The 18,907-nt window shown below is 73.2% G+C and carries 13 protein-coding genes; 1 reads left to right on the top strand and 12 read right to left on the bottom strand.

Annotated features, from left to right (window positions below; all coding sequences use genetic code 11):
- Positions 1-177: 177 nt before the first annotated feature.
- The 3 genes from ACZ4VL_RS21125 to ACZ4VL_RS21115 all read right to left on the bottom strand — a co-directional run bounded on the left by ACZ4VL_RS21125 (position 178) and on the right by ACZ4VL_RS21115 (position 4,687).
- Positions 178-1,560, bottom strand: a complete 1,383-nt coding sequence (locus tag ACZ4VL_RS21125) for a DUF1996 domain-containing protein (RefSeq protein ID WP_468202009.1) — start codon at positions 1,558-1,560, stop codon at positions 178-180.
- 9 nt (positions 1,561-1,569) lie between these two features.
- Positions 1,570-2,349, bottom strand: a complete 780-nt coding sequence (locus tag ACZ4VL_RS21120) for a DUF4142 domain-containing protein (RefSeq protein ID WP_468202007.1) — start codon at positions 2,347-2,349, stop codon at positions 1,570-1,572.
- 223 nt (positions 2,350-2,572) lie between these two features.
- Positions 2,573-4,687 carry a SpoIIE family protein phosphatase gene (locus ACZ4VL_RS21115; RefSeq protein WP_468202004.1) on the bottom strand — a complete coding sequence of 705 codons (2,115 nt, stop codon included), beginning with the start codon at positions 4,685-4,687 and terminating at the stop codon, positions 2,573-2,575.
- A 599-nt stretch (positions 4,688-5,286) separates the two neighbouring features.
- On the opposite strand from ACZ4VL_RS21115, the gene ACZ4VL_RS21110 reads away from it, so the two are divergent.
- On the top strand, positions 5,287-6,846 hold the full coding sequence (locus ACZ4VL_RS21110) for an alpha/beta hydrolase (RefSeq protein WP_468202002.1): 1,560 nt from the start codon (positions 5,287-5,289) through the stop codon (positions 6,844-6,846).
- A gap of 63 nt (positions 6,847-6,909) precedes the next feature.
- On the opposite strand, the gene ACZ4VL_RS21105 is transcribed toward ACZ4VL_RS21110, so the two are convergent.
- From ACZ4VL_RS21105 to ACZ4VL_RS21065, 9 genes are all read right to left on the bottom strand, one after another.
- Positions 6,910-8,208 carry an MFS transporter gene (locus ACZ4VL_RS21105; protein WP_468201999.1) on the bottom strand — a complete coding sequence of 433 codons (1,299 nt, stop codon included), beginning with the start codon at positions 8,206-8,208 and terminating at the stop codon, positions 6,910-6,912.
- Between the two features lie 5 nt (positions 8,209-8,213).
- Complete coding sequence (locus tag ACZ4VL_RS21100; RefSeq protein WP_404234797.1) at positions 8,214-8,627, bottom strand: PaaI family thioesterase; 414 nt, start codon at positions 8,625-8,627, stop codon at positions 8,214-8,216.
- 71 nt (positions 8,628-8,698) lie between these two features.
- Entirely contained in the window at positions 8,699-10,723 is a 2,025-nt protein-coding gene (locus ACZ4VL_RS21095) for an oxidoreductase (protein WP_468201996.1), read from the bottom strand.
- 165 nt (positions 10,724-10,888) lie between these two features.
- Entirely contained in the window at positions 10,889-13,990 is a 3,102-nt protein-coding gene (locus tag ACZ4VL_RS21090; RefSeq protein ID WP_468201993.1) for an alpha-mannosidase, read from the bottom strand.
- A 78-nt stretch (positions 13,991-14,068) separates the two neighbouring features.
- Positions 14,069-14,926 carry a carbohydrate ABC transporter permease gene (locus ACZ4VL_RS21085; RefSeq protein WP_468201990.1) on the bottom strand — a complete coding sequence of 286 codons (858 nt, stop codon included), beginning with the start codon at positions 14,924-14,926 and terminating at the stop codon, positions 14,069-14,071.
- Positions 14,923-15,816 (bottom strand): carbohydrate ABC transporter permease, encoded by an 894-nt coding sequence (locus tag ACZ4VL_RS21080; RefSeq protein WP_468202015.1) that lies wholly within the window; start codon positions 15,814-15,816, stop codon positions 14,923-14,925. The genes ACZ4VL_RS21085 and ACZ4VL_RS21080 overlap by 4 nt, the downstream gene beginning before the upstream one ends.
- Positions 15,817-15,845: 29 nt before the next feature.
- Positions 15,846-17,180, bottom strand: coding sequence for an ABC transporter substrate-binding protein (locus ACZ4VL_RS21075; protein ID WP_468201988.1), 1,335 nt, complete (start codon positions 17,178-17,180; stop codon positions 15,846-15,848).
- A gap of 253 nt (positions 17,181-17,433) precedes the next feature.
- Entirely contained in the window at positions 17,434-17,799 is a 366-nt protein-coding gene (locus tag ACZ4VL_RS21070) for a hypothetical protein (RefSeq protein WP_468201986.1), read from the bottom strand.
- A 142-nt stretch (positions 17,800-17,941) separates the two neighbouring features.
- Positions 17,942-18,883 (bottom strand): serine/threonine dehydratase, encoded by a 942-nt coding sequence (locus tag ACZ4VL_RS21065; RefSeq protein ID WP_468201983.1) that lies wholly within the window; start codon positions 18,881-18,883, stop codon positions 17,942-17,944.
- Between the last annotated feature and the right edge of the window lie 24 nt (positions 18,884-18,907).

The raw sequence follows: 18,907 nt of genomic DNA, 5'->3' as shown, positions 1-18,907 counted from the left end.
GGGAGCACGCCCTCGGCGCCCCCCGCGCCACCCCTCCTCCCCCCTCCCCCCCCCGCGCGCCCCACCCCGACCCCCCCCCCCCCCCCCCCCCCCCCCCCCCCCCCCCCCCCCCCACCGCTCTCGGGGCGACGCCGGGGAGGTGGGAGGGGGTGAGCGCCGCCGCCGAGGGACCGGGGGTCAGCGGCAGGAGCGCCCGTCGTTGATGCAGCGCACCGCGCGCTGCATCAGGCCGTCCGACATCACGTTGATGAAGTCGCCGTGGTCGGTCGCCGGCTTGTGCAACTGCTCGGGGAAGCTGTCCACGGCGAAGCGCGAACCGGGCGGCACGCTGTACACGATCCGCTGCACCAGTTGGGGGATCGCCTTGAATCCGGGCTTGCAGGAGCCGTCCTTCTTCGCGAAGTCCACGTGGGTGCGGTGGTTGGCGCTGTCGATGTTCTTCCCGTCCCAGCAGCTCTGGAAGTTGAAGGTCCGGACCACGTCACTGCCCTTGGGGCACACCGGGTACTTGTCCTTCAGCTGCCGGTTCTCGAAGCCGGTGCAGCTCCACGAGGCGTTGGCGTTGCCGTTGCCGTTGGTGAGGGCCTTGGCGTCGCCCGTGATGATCCGCATGAAGCGGGGCATGGCGTCGACCTTGGAGACCGGGCTGCCCTTGAACTCGATCGTGACCTGCTTGGGCTTCAGGATCGTGCCGATGTTCCCGTCCTGCCCGCCGCCGGGCGCCTTGGCGTCGCGTTCGGCCCGGCCGTCGCGCAGTCGGAGCACCGGCCAGTAGTAGGCGGACTGGTCGCCGTTGTTGCAGGTGGTCCCGGAGGCCGCGAGGCTCTTGTTGGTGGAGAAGGCGTCGGTGGTCAGGTTGCCCACGTAGTCGTGCATGTGGTGGGCGCCGTTGCTCACGCCCGGCGCGACGATGACGTTGTCGGGGTTGAAGTGGCCGTTCTCGTTGCGGCCGCAGTTCACCGAGAAGGACCCCTGGGACGCGCCCGAACGGGCCCCCGGCTTGTTGACGTTCGGCTTGACCGTGCCGATGGCGACGAAGTCGCTGCGGGCCGGGCCGCCCTTGGCCTGCTGGGCACCGCCGCCCTGGGCGGCGGCGGCCTGGCCGCCGCCCTCCGCGGCGGCGTCCTTCGGGTCGGGGGCCGCGGCCTTCTGCATCTGGCAGCCGCTGAGGCCTTCCAGCCCCTGCTGCCGGGCGCCGGCCTTGCCGAGCGTGTCGCCGATGGCGGAGATGGTCTTGCTGCGCTGCTGCTTCAGCCCGTCGAGCAGGGCGTTCGCCTTGGCCTGGCCCGAGGAGAGCTTGGCGTAGGCGTCGGCGACCTGGGTGTCGAGCTGTGCGAGGTTCTTGTCGACCTCGCCCCTGGCCTGTTCGGGAACGTTGTTGAGCTTGTCGCCCACGTCGGGGCAGTCGATGGTGGAGGTCGCCGATGCGCGGCCGTCCTGTCCGGCGAAGGCGCCTTGCGACACGAACAGGACCCCGCCGCCGCCCAGAGCGAGGGCGGACATCATGACGAGGACCTTGTGCGACGTGCGCAGACGGCGTTTGTGGCCCTTTTGACTCATGCGATCACTTCACTTCGTCGGTCGGGAAAGGGTGGAGGAGGCGGGCACGGGTACGGGAGCGACTCCCGAGCCCGAGCCGGAGCCGGAGCCCGAGCCGGAGCCCGAGGCGGGGCGGGACCCAGCCGGCGGGGTGTCCGCGAGTCCGTCGAAGTCGACGAGCCCGGTGGCCTCCAGCACGGAGATGTGGTCCAGGACGGTGGTGTTGGCGTCGTTGGCCAGCTCTCTCACCATCGAGTTGCGGGTCTGCGCGCGTATTTGGGCCACCACCGTGAACACCTTTCCGTGCGCCCGCCGCAGCAGCTGCGCGAACAGCTGCTCGTACTGGGGGCCCTGGGCCGCGGCGAGCTGCGCCAGCCATTCCTGCTGTTGGGCACTGGGCTGGTTGGGCAGTTCCATGCCGAGGGCCTGGCCCACTTCGATGACCCGGCGGTCCAGTTCGGTGTGGCCCTCGACGAGGTGCTCGCCGGCGGTGCGGACCGTGGGGCGCTTGCCGCGCTGGATCGCGTCCTTTCCTGCGGGCAGTTCCCAGAGCCCGGCGAGCCGCACCTTGCGGACGAAGTCCCGGTCCTGGGCGGTCAGCGGCCCGAAGGCCGTGCTCAAGGTGCCCATGCCGTCGTCGTCGCCCGCGGCGGGCGTGGTCGCCGCGGCGGACCTGCTGCCGAAGCTCTGCACCGGAATCAGCAACGCGATCAGCGTGAAGGCGAGCGCACCGATGACGGCGCCCGTGCCCAGCACGTGTTTCGAAGCGACCGACAAGCTGCCGACGGCCGACCGACGGAATGACAGCACTGTTCCTCCTTGCTGCGAGTGGCCGGGAGGGTCAGCAGGGGCGGTAGGCCGCGGCAGTCATGCCGTAGTGCACCCGCGCTCCCCGGGTGCCACGGGACGCTAGTGCCAGTTGTGGTGCCCGTTCAGAAGGACCATCACGAATGGACAAACATCCGGGCAAGACCTCGAACGGCTGGTACTGTGCCCCGGCGCCACCTTGCCCGCGCACTGCGCTGCGCCGCGCCTAGAGCGGTCGTGCGCGCGCGATGAGCAGGGCGACGTCGTCGCGGTCGTCCGGCTGGCGCAGCCTGCCGAGCAGCAGGTCGCAGGTTTCCTCCAGGGGCCGCCCCGGGTCGTCGAGCAGCGCGGTGAGGGCCTGGAGCCGGGTGTCGATGTCCTGGTCGCGGGTCTCGACGAGCCCGTCGGTGTACAGGACCAGTTCGTCGCCCACCGCCAGGTCGAGGGCGGTGGCCTCGAAGGGCACCCCGCCGACCCCCAGGGGTGCGCCCGTCGGCAGGTCCAGCAGCTCGGGCGGGCGGCCCGGGCCGATCCGTACGGGCGGCAGGTGGCCGGCGGTGGCGATGCGGCACGTGCCCCGGTGCGGGTCGTAGACGGCGATGACGCAGGTGGCCATGGTGTGGCCGACGCCGGTGGCGGTGTGGTCCAGCCGGGTCAGGACGGCGGCGGGGTCGAGGTCGAGCTCCGCCAGCGTACGGGCGGCGGTCCGCAACTGTCCCATGGCCGCCGCCGCGTTGATGCCGCTGCCCATGACGTCGCCGACGACGAGGGCGGTCTTGTCGTCGGGCAGCGGGACGACGTCGAACCAGTCCCCGCCGACCTCGGCGGCGCTCCCGGCGGGCTGGTAGCGGTAGGCGATCTCCAGTCCCGGCGAGGGCGTCGGGTGGTGCGGCAGCAGGTGGCGCTGGAGCGTCAGGGCGGTGTGGCGCTGCTTCTGGTACCAGCGGGCGTTGTCGATGCACACGGCCGCGCGGGCGGCCAGCTCGCCGGCGAGCAGGACGTCGTCCTCGTCGAACGGCAACGGGTTGGAGGTGCGCTGGAGTCCGAGTGCGCCGATGACCTCCCCGCGGGCGATCAGCGGTACGGCGAGGTAGGAGTGCAGTCCGGCCTCGGCGAGCAGTTCGGCGGCCTCGGCGTCGCGGGCGACGCGGGCGAGGTCCTGCCGCTCCGCGTGCGCCAGCAGGACCGGGCGGCCGGTGCGTACGCACTGGGTGACCAGCCGGGTGGCGTCGTAGCGGGCGAGCGAGCCCACCGGGTCCGCCGCCCGGGTCGCGGGGGTGGGGTGGGCGGCCCTGACGGCCAGGGCCCGGAACTGTACGGTCCCGCCGGCCCCGACGTCGGGCGGGTGGTCGCCGGTGAGGACCTCGTCGATGACGTCGACGGTGGCCACGTCGGCGAGCTGGGGCACGGCGATGTCGCCGAGCTCTCGGGCGGTGACCCCGAGGTCGAGGGTGGTGCCGATGCGCACGGAGGCGTCGGCGATCAGGGCGAGCCGCTGCCGGGCCTGGGCCACGGCCTTGGAGGTCTTGTACTGATCGGTGACGTCGACGATGGAGGCGGCGATGCCGATGGGCCGTCCGCCGGGGTCGTCGAGCCGGTACAAGGAGACCGACCAGGCGCGGTCCTGGTCGGGGTCGGCGGGGGTGCGGCCGGTGGTGAACTGGTCCAGCAGGGGCACGCCGCTGCGCAGCACCTCGGCCATGGCCGCGTCGATGACCGCGGAGTCGATGTGGGGCAGGGCCTCGTGGATCCTGAGGCCCAGGTGCTGCGCGGCCGGCAGGCCGTTGATCCGTTCGAGTGCCGGGTTGACCAGGACGTAGCGCAGGTCCGTGTCCATGACGGCCAGGCCGATCGGCGACTGGGCGACGAGCCGCAGCGACAGGGCGAGGTCGCGCTCCAGGCGGCGCAGGGTGGCCTGGTCGGAGGCGATCCCGAGGGCGTAGTGCCGGCCGCGCTGGTCCTCCAGGCGCATGTTGCGGAACTCGGCCAGGCGGCTGCTGCCGTCCTTGTGCAGGACGGGGAACACCCCGGCCCAGGGCTTCCCGCTCCCCATGACCTTCTCGAAGAGGGCCAGGACCAGGCCCAGGTGCTCCTCGTCGACGAGGAGCCGGGCCGCAGGCCGGCCGAGGGCCTCCTGCGCGGTGTAGCCGAACAGGTCCTCGGCCTGCGGGCTCCACAGGGTGATCCGCCCCTCCTCGTCGAGGACCACGGCGGCGACGCCCAGCACGTCCAGCAGACCGCGCCCGCTGGAGGGGCCGACGGGTTCGGGGGCGTCACGGGGTCCGGGACCCGCCCCCGACCGGGGCCCGGTGCCGGCCGGGAGGTCGTCCGCCGTGTTCATGCCGACCGCTCCTTCCCGTCCGCCGCCGAGGGAGCGGTGCGTCGGGCCCGCTCGTGGTGCTCCGGGCTCCGACCCCCGGGTGCCTCCATCCTCCCCCCGACGTCCCCGCCCGGCAGCCGCAGGCGCCCGCGGATTCGGCCGTACGAGGGCCCGGTGCCGCCGCGCGCCGGGCGCGGGCGGGGACGGGGGCGGGGGCGGGGGCGGGAAGGGGAAGAGGGGGCGGCAAGGCCGTACGGGTGACGGGCGGCCCGGGGGGCGCGCAGGGGGTACTGCGGCTGCGCCGCGGGGGCGCGTCCCGCCCGCGGTGCCGTGCGCCGCGGCCGCCGTTCTCGCCCTCCTCCGCAAGTCGTACATCCGCCGCACCACCTCGCGGGTGTCGGTGGGACCCGCGCTGACCTGCCCCGATGTCCCGCGCCGCCCGCGATGGCGGGCCGGCGTCCGGCGTTCGGCACCAACACAGTGGGCGTGTCGGCCAGTTGTCCGAATGTCCAATCATTCGTGAGGAGCATACGAGCCGGGCCCTCGGACGGATTCCGCCCGGCGGCGGCGTGCAACAGGGTGGTGGAGCCATCGACTTCACGGGAAGGGAACCGCTCTACGTGAACATCACACGCCTCGGGCCGGCACTCGCCGCCGCAGGTCTCCTCGCCACCACCATCCCCCTGCTGTCCGCCACGCAGGCCTCGGCCGCCCCGGCGGCGGAGTTCACCCCGCAGAAGCCGGCGTGGGCGCGGTGCAGCGCCGACCAGCCGGCCTCGTACGAGTGCGCCACCCTCAAGGTGCCGCTCGACTACCGGCGGCCCCAGGGACGCACCATCGACGTCGCCATATCCCGGATCAGGAGCGAGGACCCGGCCAAACGGCACGGCGCGCTGCTCTTCAACCCGGGCGGCCCGGGCGGCACCGGGCTCGACATGCCGCTGATGGCCCAGGAGCTGATGCCGAAGGAGGTCCGCGAGCAGTACGACCTGATCGGCTTCGACCCGCGCGGCACCGGGGCCAGCAGCCCGATCACCTGCGGGATGACCGACGCGGAGCAGGAGATCAACCGGCCCTACCGGGAGGAGACCTTCCCCGCGGACGTGGAGTGGGCGCAGCGGGTCGCCGACAAGTGCCGTGAGAAGTCCGGGTCGGTGCTGCCGTTCATCACCACCCGCAACACCGCCCGCGACATGGACGCGATCCGTGCGGCCCTCGGCGAGAAGAAGATCAGCTACGTGGGTTACTCGTACGGGACCTACCTCGGCGCGGTCTACACGCAGTTGTTCCCGAACCGCACCGACCGCTTCGTCCTCGACAGCGGCGTCGACCCGCAGCGCGCCTGGCGCGGCATGATCCAGGTGTGGGCGACCGAGGCGGAGCCCGCGTTCAAGCGGTGGACGCAGTGGACGGCCGAGCGCAACGCCGAGTTCGGGCTCGGCGCCACCCCCGACGCGGTGTCCAGGACCTTCTGGGACCTGGTGGCCCGGGCCGAGCGGGAGCCGATCGAGATCGAGGGGCAGAAGTACTCGGGCGACGACATCCGCGCCGGGCGGGCCATGTTCTTCTACCCGGCGCAGGCGGCACCGGCCGTCAAGACCCTGAAGGAGGCGGCCGAGGGCAAGCCCGCCGCGCTCCCCGCGGAGCAGCGCAGGCTGCTGAAGCCGGCGGCGGAGCCGGCCTCGGACACGGGCACCGCGGTGTTCTGGTCCGTGGTGTGCGGGGACGTCGAGTGGCCGCGCTACCCCGAGCAGTACGCGAAGGAGGCCGCGGCGGACAAGGCGAAGTACCCGCTGTACGGGGACTTCGCGTCCAACATCAAGCCGTGCGCGTACTGGCAGCGGCCCATCGAGCCGCCGACGAAGATGAGCACCCGGGCGAACGTGCTGACGGTGCAGAACGAGTGGGACTCCCAGACCCCGCTCACCAGCGGTGAGGGCCTGCACCGGGCGCTGAAGGGCTCGCGGATGCTCCTGGTCCGGGGCGGTGAGGGCCACGGGGTGTACCTCAACGACCCCACGTCCTGCGCCGACACCGCGGTCAACGCCTACCTCGGCACCGGCAAGCTGCCCGCCGGTGACGTGACCTGCCAGGCCGCCCCGGCCGGCGAACAGCGCCGGGCGGACCTCGTACCGTCGTCGCCGCAGCGCTTCCCGGGGGTAGCACCCCACCGGTTCTGATCCGGGACCGGCCCGCCGCCGCCCGGGGTGCCGCACGGCAGCCCGGGCGGCGGACCGGTCCGGTCACCGCCGCTGGCGCGGGCGGGCCGACGCCCCGGCCACGGCAGGGCCGGCTGCGGTCCGGCCGCCGCCCCGCAGCGGGGTCAGCAGCCCCGCGACGACGATGAGCAGGCAGAACGCCCCGGCCGCCACACTGACGGCCGGGACCCCGTGCCGGGCCGCGAGCACGGTCAGCACGGCCGCGCCGACCGGGCCCGAGGCGTTGTGGACGGTCCAGAAGGCCGAGGTGACCCGGCCGAGCAGCCGGTCCGGGGTGACCTCCTGGCGCAGGGTCATGGAGATGACGCCGCCGAGGGTCATGCCGAACATGAACACGGCGGCCAGGAAGGCGACGACCGGCACGCTCCGGCTGACGCCGGTCCCCGCCACGGCCACCGCGATCAGGGCGACCGAGCCGAGCCAGCAGGCGCCGAAACCGAACGTCCTGCGCAGTCTTCCGGCGGCCAGCGCCGCGGCGACCACACCGGTCCCGCTGACGGCGATCACGTAGCCGAGGGTGGCCGCGTCCTGGCCGAGGTCCTGCCGGATCCGGTAGATCAGCAGGTCGGTGGCGCCCATGGTGACGAAGGTCAGCAGGGTGAGGAGTACGGTCAGCGGGCGCAGCAGTGGGTGGGCCCACAGGAAGCGGAAGCCGACGACGAACATCTCGCGCAGCCGCCCGCCCCCGGGACCCGCGGAGCCGGAAGGGGTCGTGGCGGGGCCGGACGCACCGTCGCCCCCGTACCGGGCGAAGGAGACCCAGCGCAGGCTGACGGCGGAGACCAGGAAGGTCGCCCCGTCCACCCCGAGGGCCCAGTCGGCGCCCGCCGAGGCCGTGATGAACCCGGCCGCCACCGGCCCGGCCAGGGTCCCGACGGCGAAGGTGCCCATGAGCCGTGCGTTGGCGGCGGTCAGGTCCCGCGGGGGCACCAGGTGCGGCACGGAGCTCACGTACGCCACGTCGAACAGCGTCTTCAGCGCGGTGACCAGGGCCGTCAGCAGGTACAGCATCCAGAGGCGCGGCCCGGCCAGCCAGATGACCGGGACCGCGCCCAGCAGCACGGCCCGCGCGAGGTCGCAGGCGACCATCAGGCGGCGGCGGTCCGTCCGGTCCACCACGTACCCGGCGAACGTGCCCGTCGCGATGGCGGTGACCCCGGAGATCACCGTGATGACGCCCATCTGGACCAGGGATCCGGTGGCGTCGAGGACGAGCAGCGGCAGGGCGAGCAGCGAGATCGAACCGCCGAGGACGGACAGCGCCTGGCCGAGCCAGAAGACGTTGAAGTCCCGGTTCCGCCACAGGGGGACGGGGTCCGGCACCCCGCTCAGCCCAGGAGGGCGTACACGGTCGAGGCCGTGGCGGCCGGCTCCTGCGCCCCGTCCGGTGTCATGGTGATGTCGGCGAAGGCCATCCGCTTGCCGAGCTTGGTGACCCGGACCTCGATCAGCACGTCCGTGCCGGTCACGGGCCGCTGGAAGCTCGTCGACTGCTGGACGGTGGTCATCGGCCCGTACCCGCCGCGCGCGGCGCTGATCGCGATGACGGTGGCGGTGTCGGCGGCCGCCATCAGGGCCTGCCCGGACAGGCCGCCGCCGTCCCGGGCGAGGGCGCCGGACCAGGGCAGCCGGAGCACGGCGTGCCGCTCGCCTGTCTCCTCGACGGTCAGTCCCAGGTCGAGGACCCAGGGGGCGAAGTTGTCCTTGAGGACCTTGTCTGCATCTGCCGGTGTCAGGGTCACCGGGAGATTGTGGCGGCCCGGCGGGGCCGCCACAACACCTTTGATCCCTCCGTGATGTTCCGACCGGCGGGTCAGAGCGCGGCGGCCACTTCGGTGCCCTGGCGGATCGCCCGCTTGGCGTCCAGTTCGGCGGCGACGTCCGCGCCGCCGATCAGGTGCGCCTCGATGCCCGCCGCGCGCAGGGCCTCGTGCAGGTCGCGGCGGGGCTCCTGCCCGGTGCACAGGACGACCGTGTCGGCGGGGACGAGCCGCTGTTCGCCGTCGACGGTGATGTGCAGGCCCTCGTCGTCGATCCGGTCGTAGGCGGCGCCCGCAACCGAGACGACGCCGCGGTGCTTGAGCTCGGCGCGGTGGATCCAGCCGGTGGTGGTGCCGAGGCCCGCGCCGACCTTGGTGGTCTTGCGCTGCAGGAGGTGGACCTGCCGGGGGGAGGCCGGCCGCTCGGGGGCGGTGAGGCCGCCGGGGCCCTCGTACGTGGTGTCGACGCCCCAGTGACGGAAGTAGACGGCGGGGTCCTGGGAGGCGCCCTCGCCGCTGTCGGTGAGGTACTCGGCGACGTCGAAGCCGATGCCGCCGGCGCCGACGACGGCGACGTGCTCGCCGACCGGGGCGCCGTCGCGCAGCACGTCGAGGTAGTTGACGACGCTGGGGTGGCCGATGCCGTCGATGTCGGGGATGCGCGGGGTGACGCCGGTGGCGACGACGACCTCGTCGTAGCCCCGGAGGGTGTCGGTGTCGGCGACGGTGTCCAGCCGGACGTCGACGCCGACCTCGGCCAGCCGGTTGCCGAAGTAGCGGATCGTCTCCTCGAACTCCTCCTTGCCCGGGATGCGGCGGGCGACGTCGAGCTGTCCGCCGATGTGGCCGGAGGCCTCGAAGAGGGTGACGCGGTGGCCGCGTTCGGCGGCGGTGACCGCGCAGGCGAGGCCGGCGGGGCCGGCGCCGACAACGGCGACGCTCTTGGCGAGGCGGGTGGGCGAGAGGACGAGCTCGGTCTCGTGGCAGGCGCGCGGGTTGACCAGGCAGCTGGTGATCTTGCCGCTGAAGGTGTGGTCGAGGCAGGCCTGGTTGCAGCCGATGCAGGTGTTGATGGACTCGGGGCGGCCGGCGGCGGCCTTGGCGACGAAGTCGGCGTCGGCGAGGAAGGGGCGGGCCAGGGAGACCAGGTCGGCGCGGCCCTCGGCGAGGATCTCCTCGGCCTTCTCCGGGGTGTTGATGCGGTTGCTGGTGACGAGGGGGACGGAGACCGCGCCCATCAGCCGCTGGGTGACCCAGGTGTACGCGCCGCGCGGGACGGAGGTGGCGATGGTGGGGATGCGGGCCTCGTGCCAGCCGATGCCGGTGTTGATGATGGTGGCGCCGGCCGCCTCGATCTCCTTGGCGAGGTGGACGACCTCGTCGAGGGTGGAGCCGCCGGGGACCAGGTCGAGCATGGACAGGCGGTAGATCAGGATGAAGTCGGGGCCCACGGCCTCGCGGGTGCGCCGGACGATCTCCAGGGGGAAGCGGACGCGGTTCTCGTACGCGCCTCCCCAGCGGTCCTCGCGGCGGTTGGTGGCGGCGGCGATGAACTCGTTGATCAGGTAGCCCTCGGAGCCCATGATCTCGACGCCGTCGTAGCCGGCGAGCTTCGCGAGGCGGGCGGCGCGGACGAAGTCCTCGACGGTCTGCTCGACCTCGGCGTCGGTGAGCTCGTTCGGGACGAAGGGGCTGATGGGGGCCTGGAGGGCGCTGGGGGCGACGAGGTCCTTGTGGTAGGCGTAGCGGCCGAAGTGGAGGATCTGCATCGCGATCTTCCCGCCCTCGGCGTGCACGGCCTCGGTGATCAGGCGGTGTTCGGCGGCCTCCTCCTCGGTGGTGAGGCGGGAGCCGCCCTCGAAGGGGCGGCCGGCGTCGTTCGGGGCGATGCCCCCGGTGACGATCAGGCCGGCGCCGCCGCGGGCGCGCTCGGCGTAGAAGGCGGCGAGGCGCTCGAAGCCCCGCTCGTGCTCCTCGAGGCCGGTGTGCATCGAGCCCATGATGACGCGGTTCGGCAGGGTGGTGAAGCCGAGGTCCAGCGGGCTCAGCAGGTGCGGGTACCGGCTCTGGGAACTCATGGGGGGCGCCTTCCTCGCGCGGGTGGGATGACCCTGTTGTAGCGAGGCGCCCCACCTTTTGCAACTAGGTGCATAACCGGGCGCGGGGCGCCCGGACCCCTCGGCGCCGGGACTACGGGCCCGGCCCGGTGGGGCCGGGCCCCCGCTGTGGCGCAGTTCACGCACTCAGGCCCGGCGCAGCCGGACCGTGACGATCTGGAAGGGACGCAGCGCCAGCGGGACCGTGTCCCCCGCGGCGACCGGGCCGACCGCCGTGCCCGGCAGGGGCCGCTCCAGCAGGTCGGCCTCGACGGCCGCCGCGAGCGGGAAGCCCGCCACGAGGGTCGCCCTCGCGCGCCCGCCCCGGGACTCGTACAGCCGGACGACCACGTCGCCGCTGCGGTCCTCGGCCAGCTTGACCGCCTCGACCACCACCGCCCCGACCCCGTCGGCGCCGCCGCTCCCGTCGTCGCCCCTTCCCGCACCCGCACCCGCGCCCGCACCTGCGCTCGCGACCGCACCCGCGACCGACACCAGCGGGGCGACCGGGCCCGCCCCGGGCACCATCCGTTCGGGCAGGTTCAGCGCGTGGCCCTCGCGGACCGCGTCGTCGATCCGGGCGCCCGGCGCCAGCGCGTACCGCAGGGTGTGCGCGCCCTGGTCGGTCTCCGGGTCGGGATAGCGGGGGGCGCGCAGCAGGGAGAGGCGGATCGTGGTGGTCTGGCCGCCGTCGGGCCGTACGGAACGGGTGACGTCGTGGCCGTACGTGGAGTCGTTGAGGACGGCCGCGCCCCAGCCCGGCTCCTCCGCGTGGATCCACCGGTGGGCGCAGACCTCGAACTTCGCCGCCTCCCAGGAGGTGTTGGTGTGGGTGGCGCGGTGGACGTGACCGAACTGGATCTCGGAGGCGGTCCGTTCGGCCTTGACGTCGAGCGGGAAGGCGGCCTTCAGCAGCTTCTCCGTCTCGTGCCAGTCGACCTCGGTGACGATGTCCACCGTCGCGGCGTCCGCCCGCAGGGTGATCCACTGGGTGGCCTTCGACCGGCCGAAGGACCGGGCGACCCGGACGGCGGCCGCGCCCGGGCCGGCCTGCGCGACCTCCAGGGCGTCGGCGTCGACGAGGTCGGTGACGTTGTTGCGGTAGAACGCGTCGATGTCCCACGCGTCCCACATGTTCGGGAAGTCCGGGTGGATCTGGAGCAGGTTGGCGGCCTGCCCCGGGGCCACCGACTCGCGGCCGGCCCGTAGGTCGTACGCCGAGACGATCAGCCCGCGGCCGTCGACCTCCACCCGCAGCCTGCCGTTGTCCAGGATCCAGCCGCCGCCGGGCCGCTCCCCCAGGTCCACCGGCCGCGAGGGCGCGTCCGGCACGCCGGCGCCGCCTGCCGGGACACCGCGCCGGGCGTGCGGGGCGCAGTTGAAGACCAGGGGGTCGTCGCCCTCCCCGGCGAGTGCGACCTGCGCGGCGAGGGTGATCGCGCGCAGTTCGTCCGCCACCCGGGCGTACGTGGCGCGGGCCTCGCGGTGCACCCAGGCGATGGACGATCCCGGCAGGATGTCGTGGAACTGGTGCAGCAGCACCGTCTTCCAGATCCGCTCCAGGTCCTCGTACGGGTACGCGTACCCGGGCACCCGCACCGCCGCCGTCGCCGCCCACAGCTCGGCCTCGCGCAGCAGGGATTCGCTGCGCCGGTTGCCCTGTTTGGTCCTGGCCTGCGAGGTGTAGGTGCCGCGGTGCAGCTCCAGGTAGAGCTCGCCGGCCCACACGGGCGCGTCGGGGTACTCGGCGCGGGCCTTGTCGAAGAAGGCGTCGGGCGGCTCGACCTCGACCCGCGGGGAGCCTTCGAGGTCCCGCTGCCGGCGCGCCCGGGCCAGGTGCTCGCGGGTGGGGCCGCCCCCGCCGTCGCCCCAGCCGAAGGGGGCCAGGGAGCGGGAACCCCGGCCCTTCTCGCGGTAGTTGCGGGCGGCGTGGGCGAGTTGGGCGCCGCCGAGGTCGCTGTTGTAGGTGTCGACGGGCGGGAAGTGGGTGAAGACGCGGGTGCCGTCGATGCCCTCCCACCAGAAGGTGTGGTGGGGGAAGGGGTTCACCTGCGACCAGGAGATCTTCTGCGTCAGGAACCAGGTGGAGCCGGAGAGCCGGACGATCTGCGGCATCGCCGCCGTGTAGCCGAAGGAGTCGGGCAGCCAGGCGCCGCGGGTCTCGATGCCGAACTCGTCCAGGAAGAACTTCTTGCCGTACAGGAACTGGCGGACCATGGCCTCGCCGCCGACCATGTTGGTGTCGGACTCCACCCACATGCCGCCGACCGGCACGAACCGGCCCGCCGCGACCTCCTTCTTGATCCGCTCGAACAGCTCGGGCCGGTGGGTCCTGATCCAGTCCAGCTGCTGGGCCTGCGACATGGCGAAGACGAACTCGGGATGCGCGTCCAGCAGGCCGAGCACGTTGGACGTGGTGCGCGCGACCTTGCGGACGGTCTCGCGCAGCGGCCACAGCCAGGCCGAGTCGATGTGGGCGTGGCCGACGGCGCTGATCCGGTGGGCGGAGGCGTGGGCGGGGGCGGCGAGGACCGGGGTGAGGCGGGCGCGGGCGGCGGCCGCCGTGCCGGGGACGTCGGCGAGGTCCACCGCGTCGAGGGCGGCGTCCAGGGCGCGCAGGATCCCGTACCGGCGGGCGTCGGCCCCGTCGAGCTCCACCATCAGGTCGTGGAGGACCTCGAGGTCCTGGACGAGTTCCCAGACCTCGGTCTCGAAGACGGCGAGGTCCATCCGGGCGAGCCGGTAGAGCGGCCGGTCGCCGCTGGTCTGCCGGTCGCCCTCGTAGGTGGGGGCGTGCTCGACGAGGACGGGGTTCGAGGCGGCCTCGACGTACCACTCGATCCGTTCGCCGCCCTCCGCCGCGTCGGCGACGCGCACCCAGTCGTTGTACGGGTTGAGCGCCTTGACCTCGCTGCCGTCGGCGCGGTGGACCAGGCCCTCGCACTGGAAGCCGGGCATCATCCGGTCGAAGCCCAGGTCGAGGACGGCCTCGACGGTGCGGCCGGCCCAGTCGGCCGGGACCGTGCCGGTGACCCGGAACCAGGTGGTGCCCCAGGCCGGCCCCCACTGCGCGCCGACCGCGCAGGGCTCGTACGGGGCCGCCAGGCCCTCGGTGACGGACACGGGCTCACCCGGGGCCTCCCACCGCTCGACGGCGAGCGGGACCGGGCGCGAGTGGACGGCCGGTTTGATGCGCTCCTTGAGGACGCGGCGCAGGCGGTGTTCGGTGATGCTGCGGTCGTCGTGCATGACGGCGGCTCCAGGGGTGGAGGGGGCGTTCGTCGAGCGGGAGGGGGTGCGGGTCCGGGGCGGGGCGCGGGGCGCGCCTCAGGTCTTGACGGCTCCCTCGCCCACCCCCTTGAAGAAGTAACGCTGGAGGGCGAAGAAGAGGAGCATCATCGGCAGCAGCGCCGCCATGGCACCGGCGGCGATGATCCGCTGGTCGTTGGTGGTGGTGGCGCCGGCCAGGGTCTTCAGGCCGAGCTGGAGGGTGTAGTGCTCGCTGTCGGTGAGGACGAGCAGCGGCCAGAGGAAGTCGTCCCAGGCGCCCATGAAGCTGGTGATGCAGACGACGGCCAGGGAGCCCTTCGCGGCGGGCAGGAAGACCCGGGTGAAGCGGGTCCACTCGCCCGCACCGTCGAGGACCGCGGCCTCCTCGATCTCCCGGGGGACGGCGAGGAAGGCCGCCCGCATGATCATGATGTTGAGGACGGAGACCGCTCCCGGGAGCCAGACGCCGACGAGGGTGTCGACCAGGCCCATGCCGCGGACCGTGAGGAACATCGAGATCATCACGGACTCGAAGGGGAACATCAGGGTGGCGGCGAGCACCGTGAAGACGGTCCTGCGGCCCTTCCAGCCGGCCCGGGACAGCGCGTAGCCGGCCATGGCGGCGAAGAGCAGGTTCGAGGTGACGGCGAGGGCGGCGACGGTGAGGGTGTTGCCGGTGTACTGGAGGAGGGGGAAGGACTCGGCGACCCGGGCGTAGTTGTCGAGGGTGGGCCGGGCGGGCAGGACCCCGTCGTACACGTTCTCGGTGCGGCCGCGGATCGAGGTGAGGAACTGCCAGACGATCGGCCCGATCAGCACCGCGAGCACCAGCAGCAGTACGGAGTAGCGGGCGGCCAGGCCGGCCGTCCGACGGCCCCGTACGCCGGCGCGCCGCGGGGAGGCGGTGGGGTTCACGTCTCGTCCCCCTGCGCCAGCCGGCGGCCCAGCAGGCTGAAACCGAGGGTGAGCAGGAACAGCAGCAGGGAGATGGCGGAGGCGTAGCCGGTCTCGCCGGAGAAGCCGAGGCCGACCTGCCGGATGAGGAAGGGCAGGGTGCGGGCCCCGCCGCCGGGGCCGCCGCTCTCGCCGCCCAGGATGTAGATCTCGGTGAAGACGCGCAGGGCGGAGATCGCGGAGAGCGTCCCCACCAGCAGCATCATCGGTTTGACCTGCGGGACGGTGATGCTGACGAAGCGGCGGACGGGGCCGGCGCCGTCGAGGGCGGCCGCCTCGTGGAGGGAGGCGGGCACGTTCCCGAGGGCGGCGAGGTAGAAGACCATGTAGTAGCCGAGGCCCTTCCAGACGGTCACGATCATCGCGGAGACGAGCAGCATGGTGCTGTCGGTCAGGAACGGGACCGGCTCGGAGACGATCCGCAGCCGTAGGAAGAGCGTGTTGACGAGCCCGTCGCTGCGCAGCACCCACTGCCACATCAGGCCGACGACCACGGCCGACGCGATCACCGGCGTGTAGAAGGCGGAGCGGAAGAACCCGATGCCCGGGATCCTCGCCCGCACCAGGACGGCGAGGGCCAGGGGCAGCAGGACCAGGCATGGGACGACGACCAGCAGGTAGAGCACGCTGTTGCCGGCGGCGGTCCAGAAGTCCGGGTCGGCGAGGGCGCGCCGGTAGTTGTCGAGGCCGGTGAAGGTTCCGCCGCGCAGGATCCGGGCGTCGGTGAGGGACAGGACGACGGTGTTGGCGAACGGCCAGAGGCTGAACAGCGCCACCGTCACCAGCCCGGGGGCGAGGAAGAGGTACGGGGTCCACCACCGGCGGTGGGCCAGCCCCGGCTCCGCCTCCATGGCCCGCAGGGCCGCCCTGCGTGCCCGGGTCACTTCCGGGCCGCGTCGGCGAGCAGCTTGTTGGCCTCCTCCTGGGCCCTGCGCACGGCCGTCGGTGCGTCCTGCTCGCCCTTGACGGCCTTCTGCACCTCGCGGACGACGGCGTCGCCGACCTGGTTGGTCCACTGGACCGGGGTGTTGGCGTCGAGCGCGGCGGACTTCAACTGCTCGGCGCCGACCGCGCGGGCGACGGTGTCGGCGTCCCTGCCGTCGCCCCGGTCGGAGAAGCGGGGATCGGCGAGACCCTGGGCGTTGGAGGGGTAGATGGTCGCGTTCCTGGAGAACTCGACCTGGTTGGGGCCGTTGGTGACCCACTTGGCGAACTCGACGGCTGCGTCGAGGTGGCGGGTGTCCTTCCTGATGCCGAGGGACTGGGCGTAGATGCCGATGTGGCCGAGCCGGCCGGTGACGGCCCCGGCGACCCGGGTCCGTGCGTAGACCTGTGGGGCGTTCTGTTTGACGTCCTTGACGAAGCCCGGGGAGCCGGGGCCGAAGACGAGTTTGCCGCTGCCGTAGAGCTGGTTGATGTCGTCGGCCTTGAGGAGGGACTCCTTGGGCATGGCGCCCTTGGCGTAGAGGGACTTCATCCGCTCGACCCAGGCGACGGCCCCGGGGGTGTCGAAGACGAAGCGGTCCCGGGCGTCGTTGAGGAGGGGGATCCCCATCTTCTGCCAGTCTCCGGGGAGGCGGCCCTTGGGGTCGGCCATGAAGGCGGAGAACCGGCCGCCGGAGCGGGCGGCGATCTGCTCGGCGTAGTCGAAGAACTGCTCCACGCTGGTCGGCGGGGCGTCGGGGTTCAGGCCGGCCTGGCGGAAGAGCTCCTCGTTGTAGGTGAGGATCTCCGGGGTGACGTACCAGGGGTACGCGAAGACGCCGTCGCCCTTGCCGGGCAGTTTGAACTGCTCCCAGGCGCCGGGGACGTACTCCTTGGCGGAGCCGCCGTCGAGTCTGGCGACGTCGGCGAGCAGGCCGCGGTCGCCGAGGAGCTGGAAGGAGTCGGTGGAGAGGTTGACGACGTCGGGGAGGGTGCCGGCCTGGGCGTCGGCGACGAGCTTCTCGTTGTAGCCGTCCCCGGGGACGTCCTCCCAGCGGACCTTCGCCCCGGGGTGCTGCTGCTCGAAGGCGTCGATGACGCCCTGGACGTACGCGGTGTACTTGGGTTTGAGCTGGAGCGTGCGGAACGTGATCTCGCCGGCCACCTCGCCGGTCCTCCGCGCGTCCTCGGTGTCCGCGGGGCCGCCGCTCAGGCCGCACGCGGAGGCGGAGAGGAGGGCGCCGGCCACGAGCGTGGCGAGTGCTGTGCGGGGCAGGTGCAAACGGTTCATCGTCGGCCGCCTCGGGGGTAGTTCCGGCCTCGCTGCCGGATCGCGCTGCCCACGCTGGGCCTGGTGGCGGGGCGCGTCAATGCGGCCGCGGGCGGGCATGGCCGGTACTGCGCTAATGCGCTTTATCTCGCGCGCGGCAAAACCGCTTCAGCAGCCCGTGCACGGTGCTCCGGGCAGGAATGCCCGGGCGGTGCAAGGAGGCCGAAAAACTGTTCCGGGCCCCTGCCGCGCCGCTGCCCCGCTCCCCGCTCCCCTACTTCATGCGGTAGTCGGCCTTCTCGGCGAGCTTGCCGTCCTTGAAGCAGAAGCGGTACACGGTCTCCTCTCCGACGGCGCTGTCGCCTGCGGCGAGGTACCAGGAGCAGGCGCTGCCGGCGGGCTGGGCCGGGCCGCCCTCCTTCAGGGCGTCCTTGAGGAACGATTCCCCGGAGGGCAGCTTCTGACGGACGGCGTCCTCGGGGTCGCCGACCTTCACGGAGGCGTACACCGCCGGCTCGATCACGGTCCTGCCGGCGGCGTCGACCACCTTCCCGATGCCGAACGCCAGCGCCACGGCGACCGCGATGCCGACGACCAGCGCCACTCCGCAGCCGATGAGACAACCCTTGCGCTGAGCCATGCCCGTTCCTCCGTGCGTGTTCGATCCGTGGTGTTCCGGTGGTACACGCAGACCTTCGCAGGGGGGCGGCGGCGTGCGCTGTCCCCGAAAGTCGCGGGCCGGAGCAACGATGGTCGTCCGTACGGCGGGTGGCGCCCGGCGGCTAGTGCGGGGCGGGGCCGGTCGCGAGGTCCGCCGGGTCGGTGTTGGCGCCGCACAGCACCACGGCGACGCGTTCACCGAGCGGTTCGGGCGCGGTGCGCAGGGCGGCCAGGGCCGTTGCCGCGCCCGCCTCGACCACGATGCGGTGCTCCCCCCACAGGACCCGCCGGGCGGCGGTGATCTCGGCGTCCGGGACCAGGACCGAGCGGACGTCGCCCTGGTGTGCGGCGGCCAGCGCGTCCGCCGAGACGCGGGTGGCGCCCAGCGAGTCGGCGGCCACCGAGTCCACGGGGACGTCGACGGGCCGGCCGGCCGCCAGCGCCGCGTTCAGCGCCCGGCAGTTCTCCGGTTCGGCGGCGACCACGCGGATGCCGTACTCCCGGGCGGCGGTGGCGACACCGGCGAACAGCCCGCCGCCGCCGACGGCGACGACCACGGTGTCCACCTCGGGCAGTCCGGCCCGGATGTCGTCGAGCAGGGTGCCGGCGCCGGCGGCGACCAGGGGGTGGTCGTAGGCGTGGCTGCCGAGGGCCCCGGACGCCGCCGCGAACTCCTGGGCGGCAGCCTGCGCCTCGGCGAACCGGTCCCCGACGAGGCGTACCTCGGCCCCGTACCGGCGCAGCCGCTCCACCTTGACCCGGGGCGCGTTGACCGGCACGAACACGGTGGCGGGCACCGAGTGGGCGCGGGCCGCCCAGGCGCAGGCCAGGCCCGCGTTGCCGCCGGAGGCGATGGTCACTCCGGCCTCGGGCAGGGCGCCGGCCCCGCCGTGGGCGGCGAGGAAGTTGTGTGCGCCGCGGGCCTTGAAGGAGCCGGTGTGCTGGAGGTGTTCCAGCGCGTACCAGACGCCCCGGGCTGCGGGCACCACGGCGGCGGGGCGGACGGCGCCGGCTATGCGGCGGGCGGCGGCGCGCACGGCGGCGCGGTCGAGCTGCTGTTCCATGGTCGCTCTCCTCGGGGGCGTGAG

The organism is Streptomyces sp. NPDC029014 (assembly GCF_055564695.1).
The sequence above is the reverse complement of the archived record's forward strand: the minus strand, read 5'-3'. Positions and strand labels throughout refer to the sequence as shown.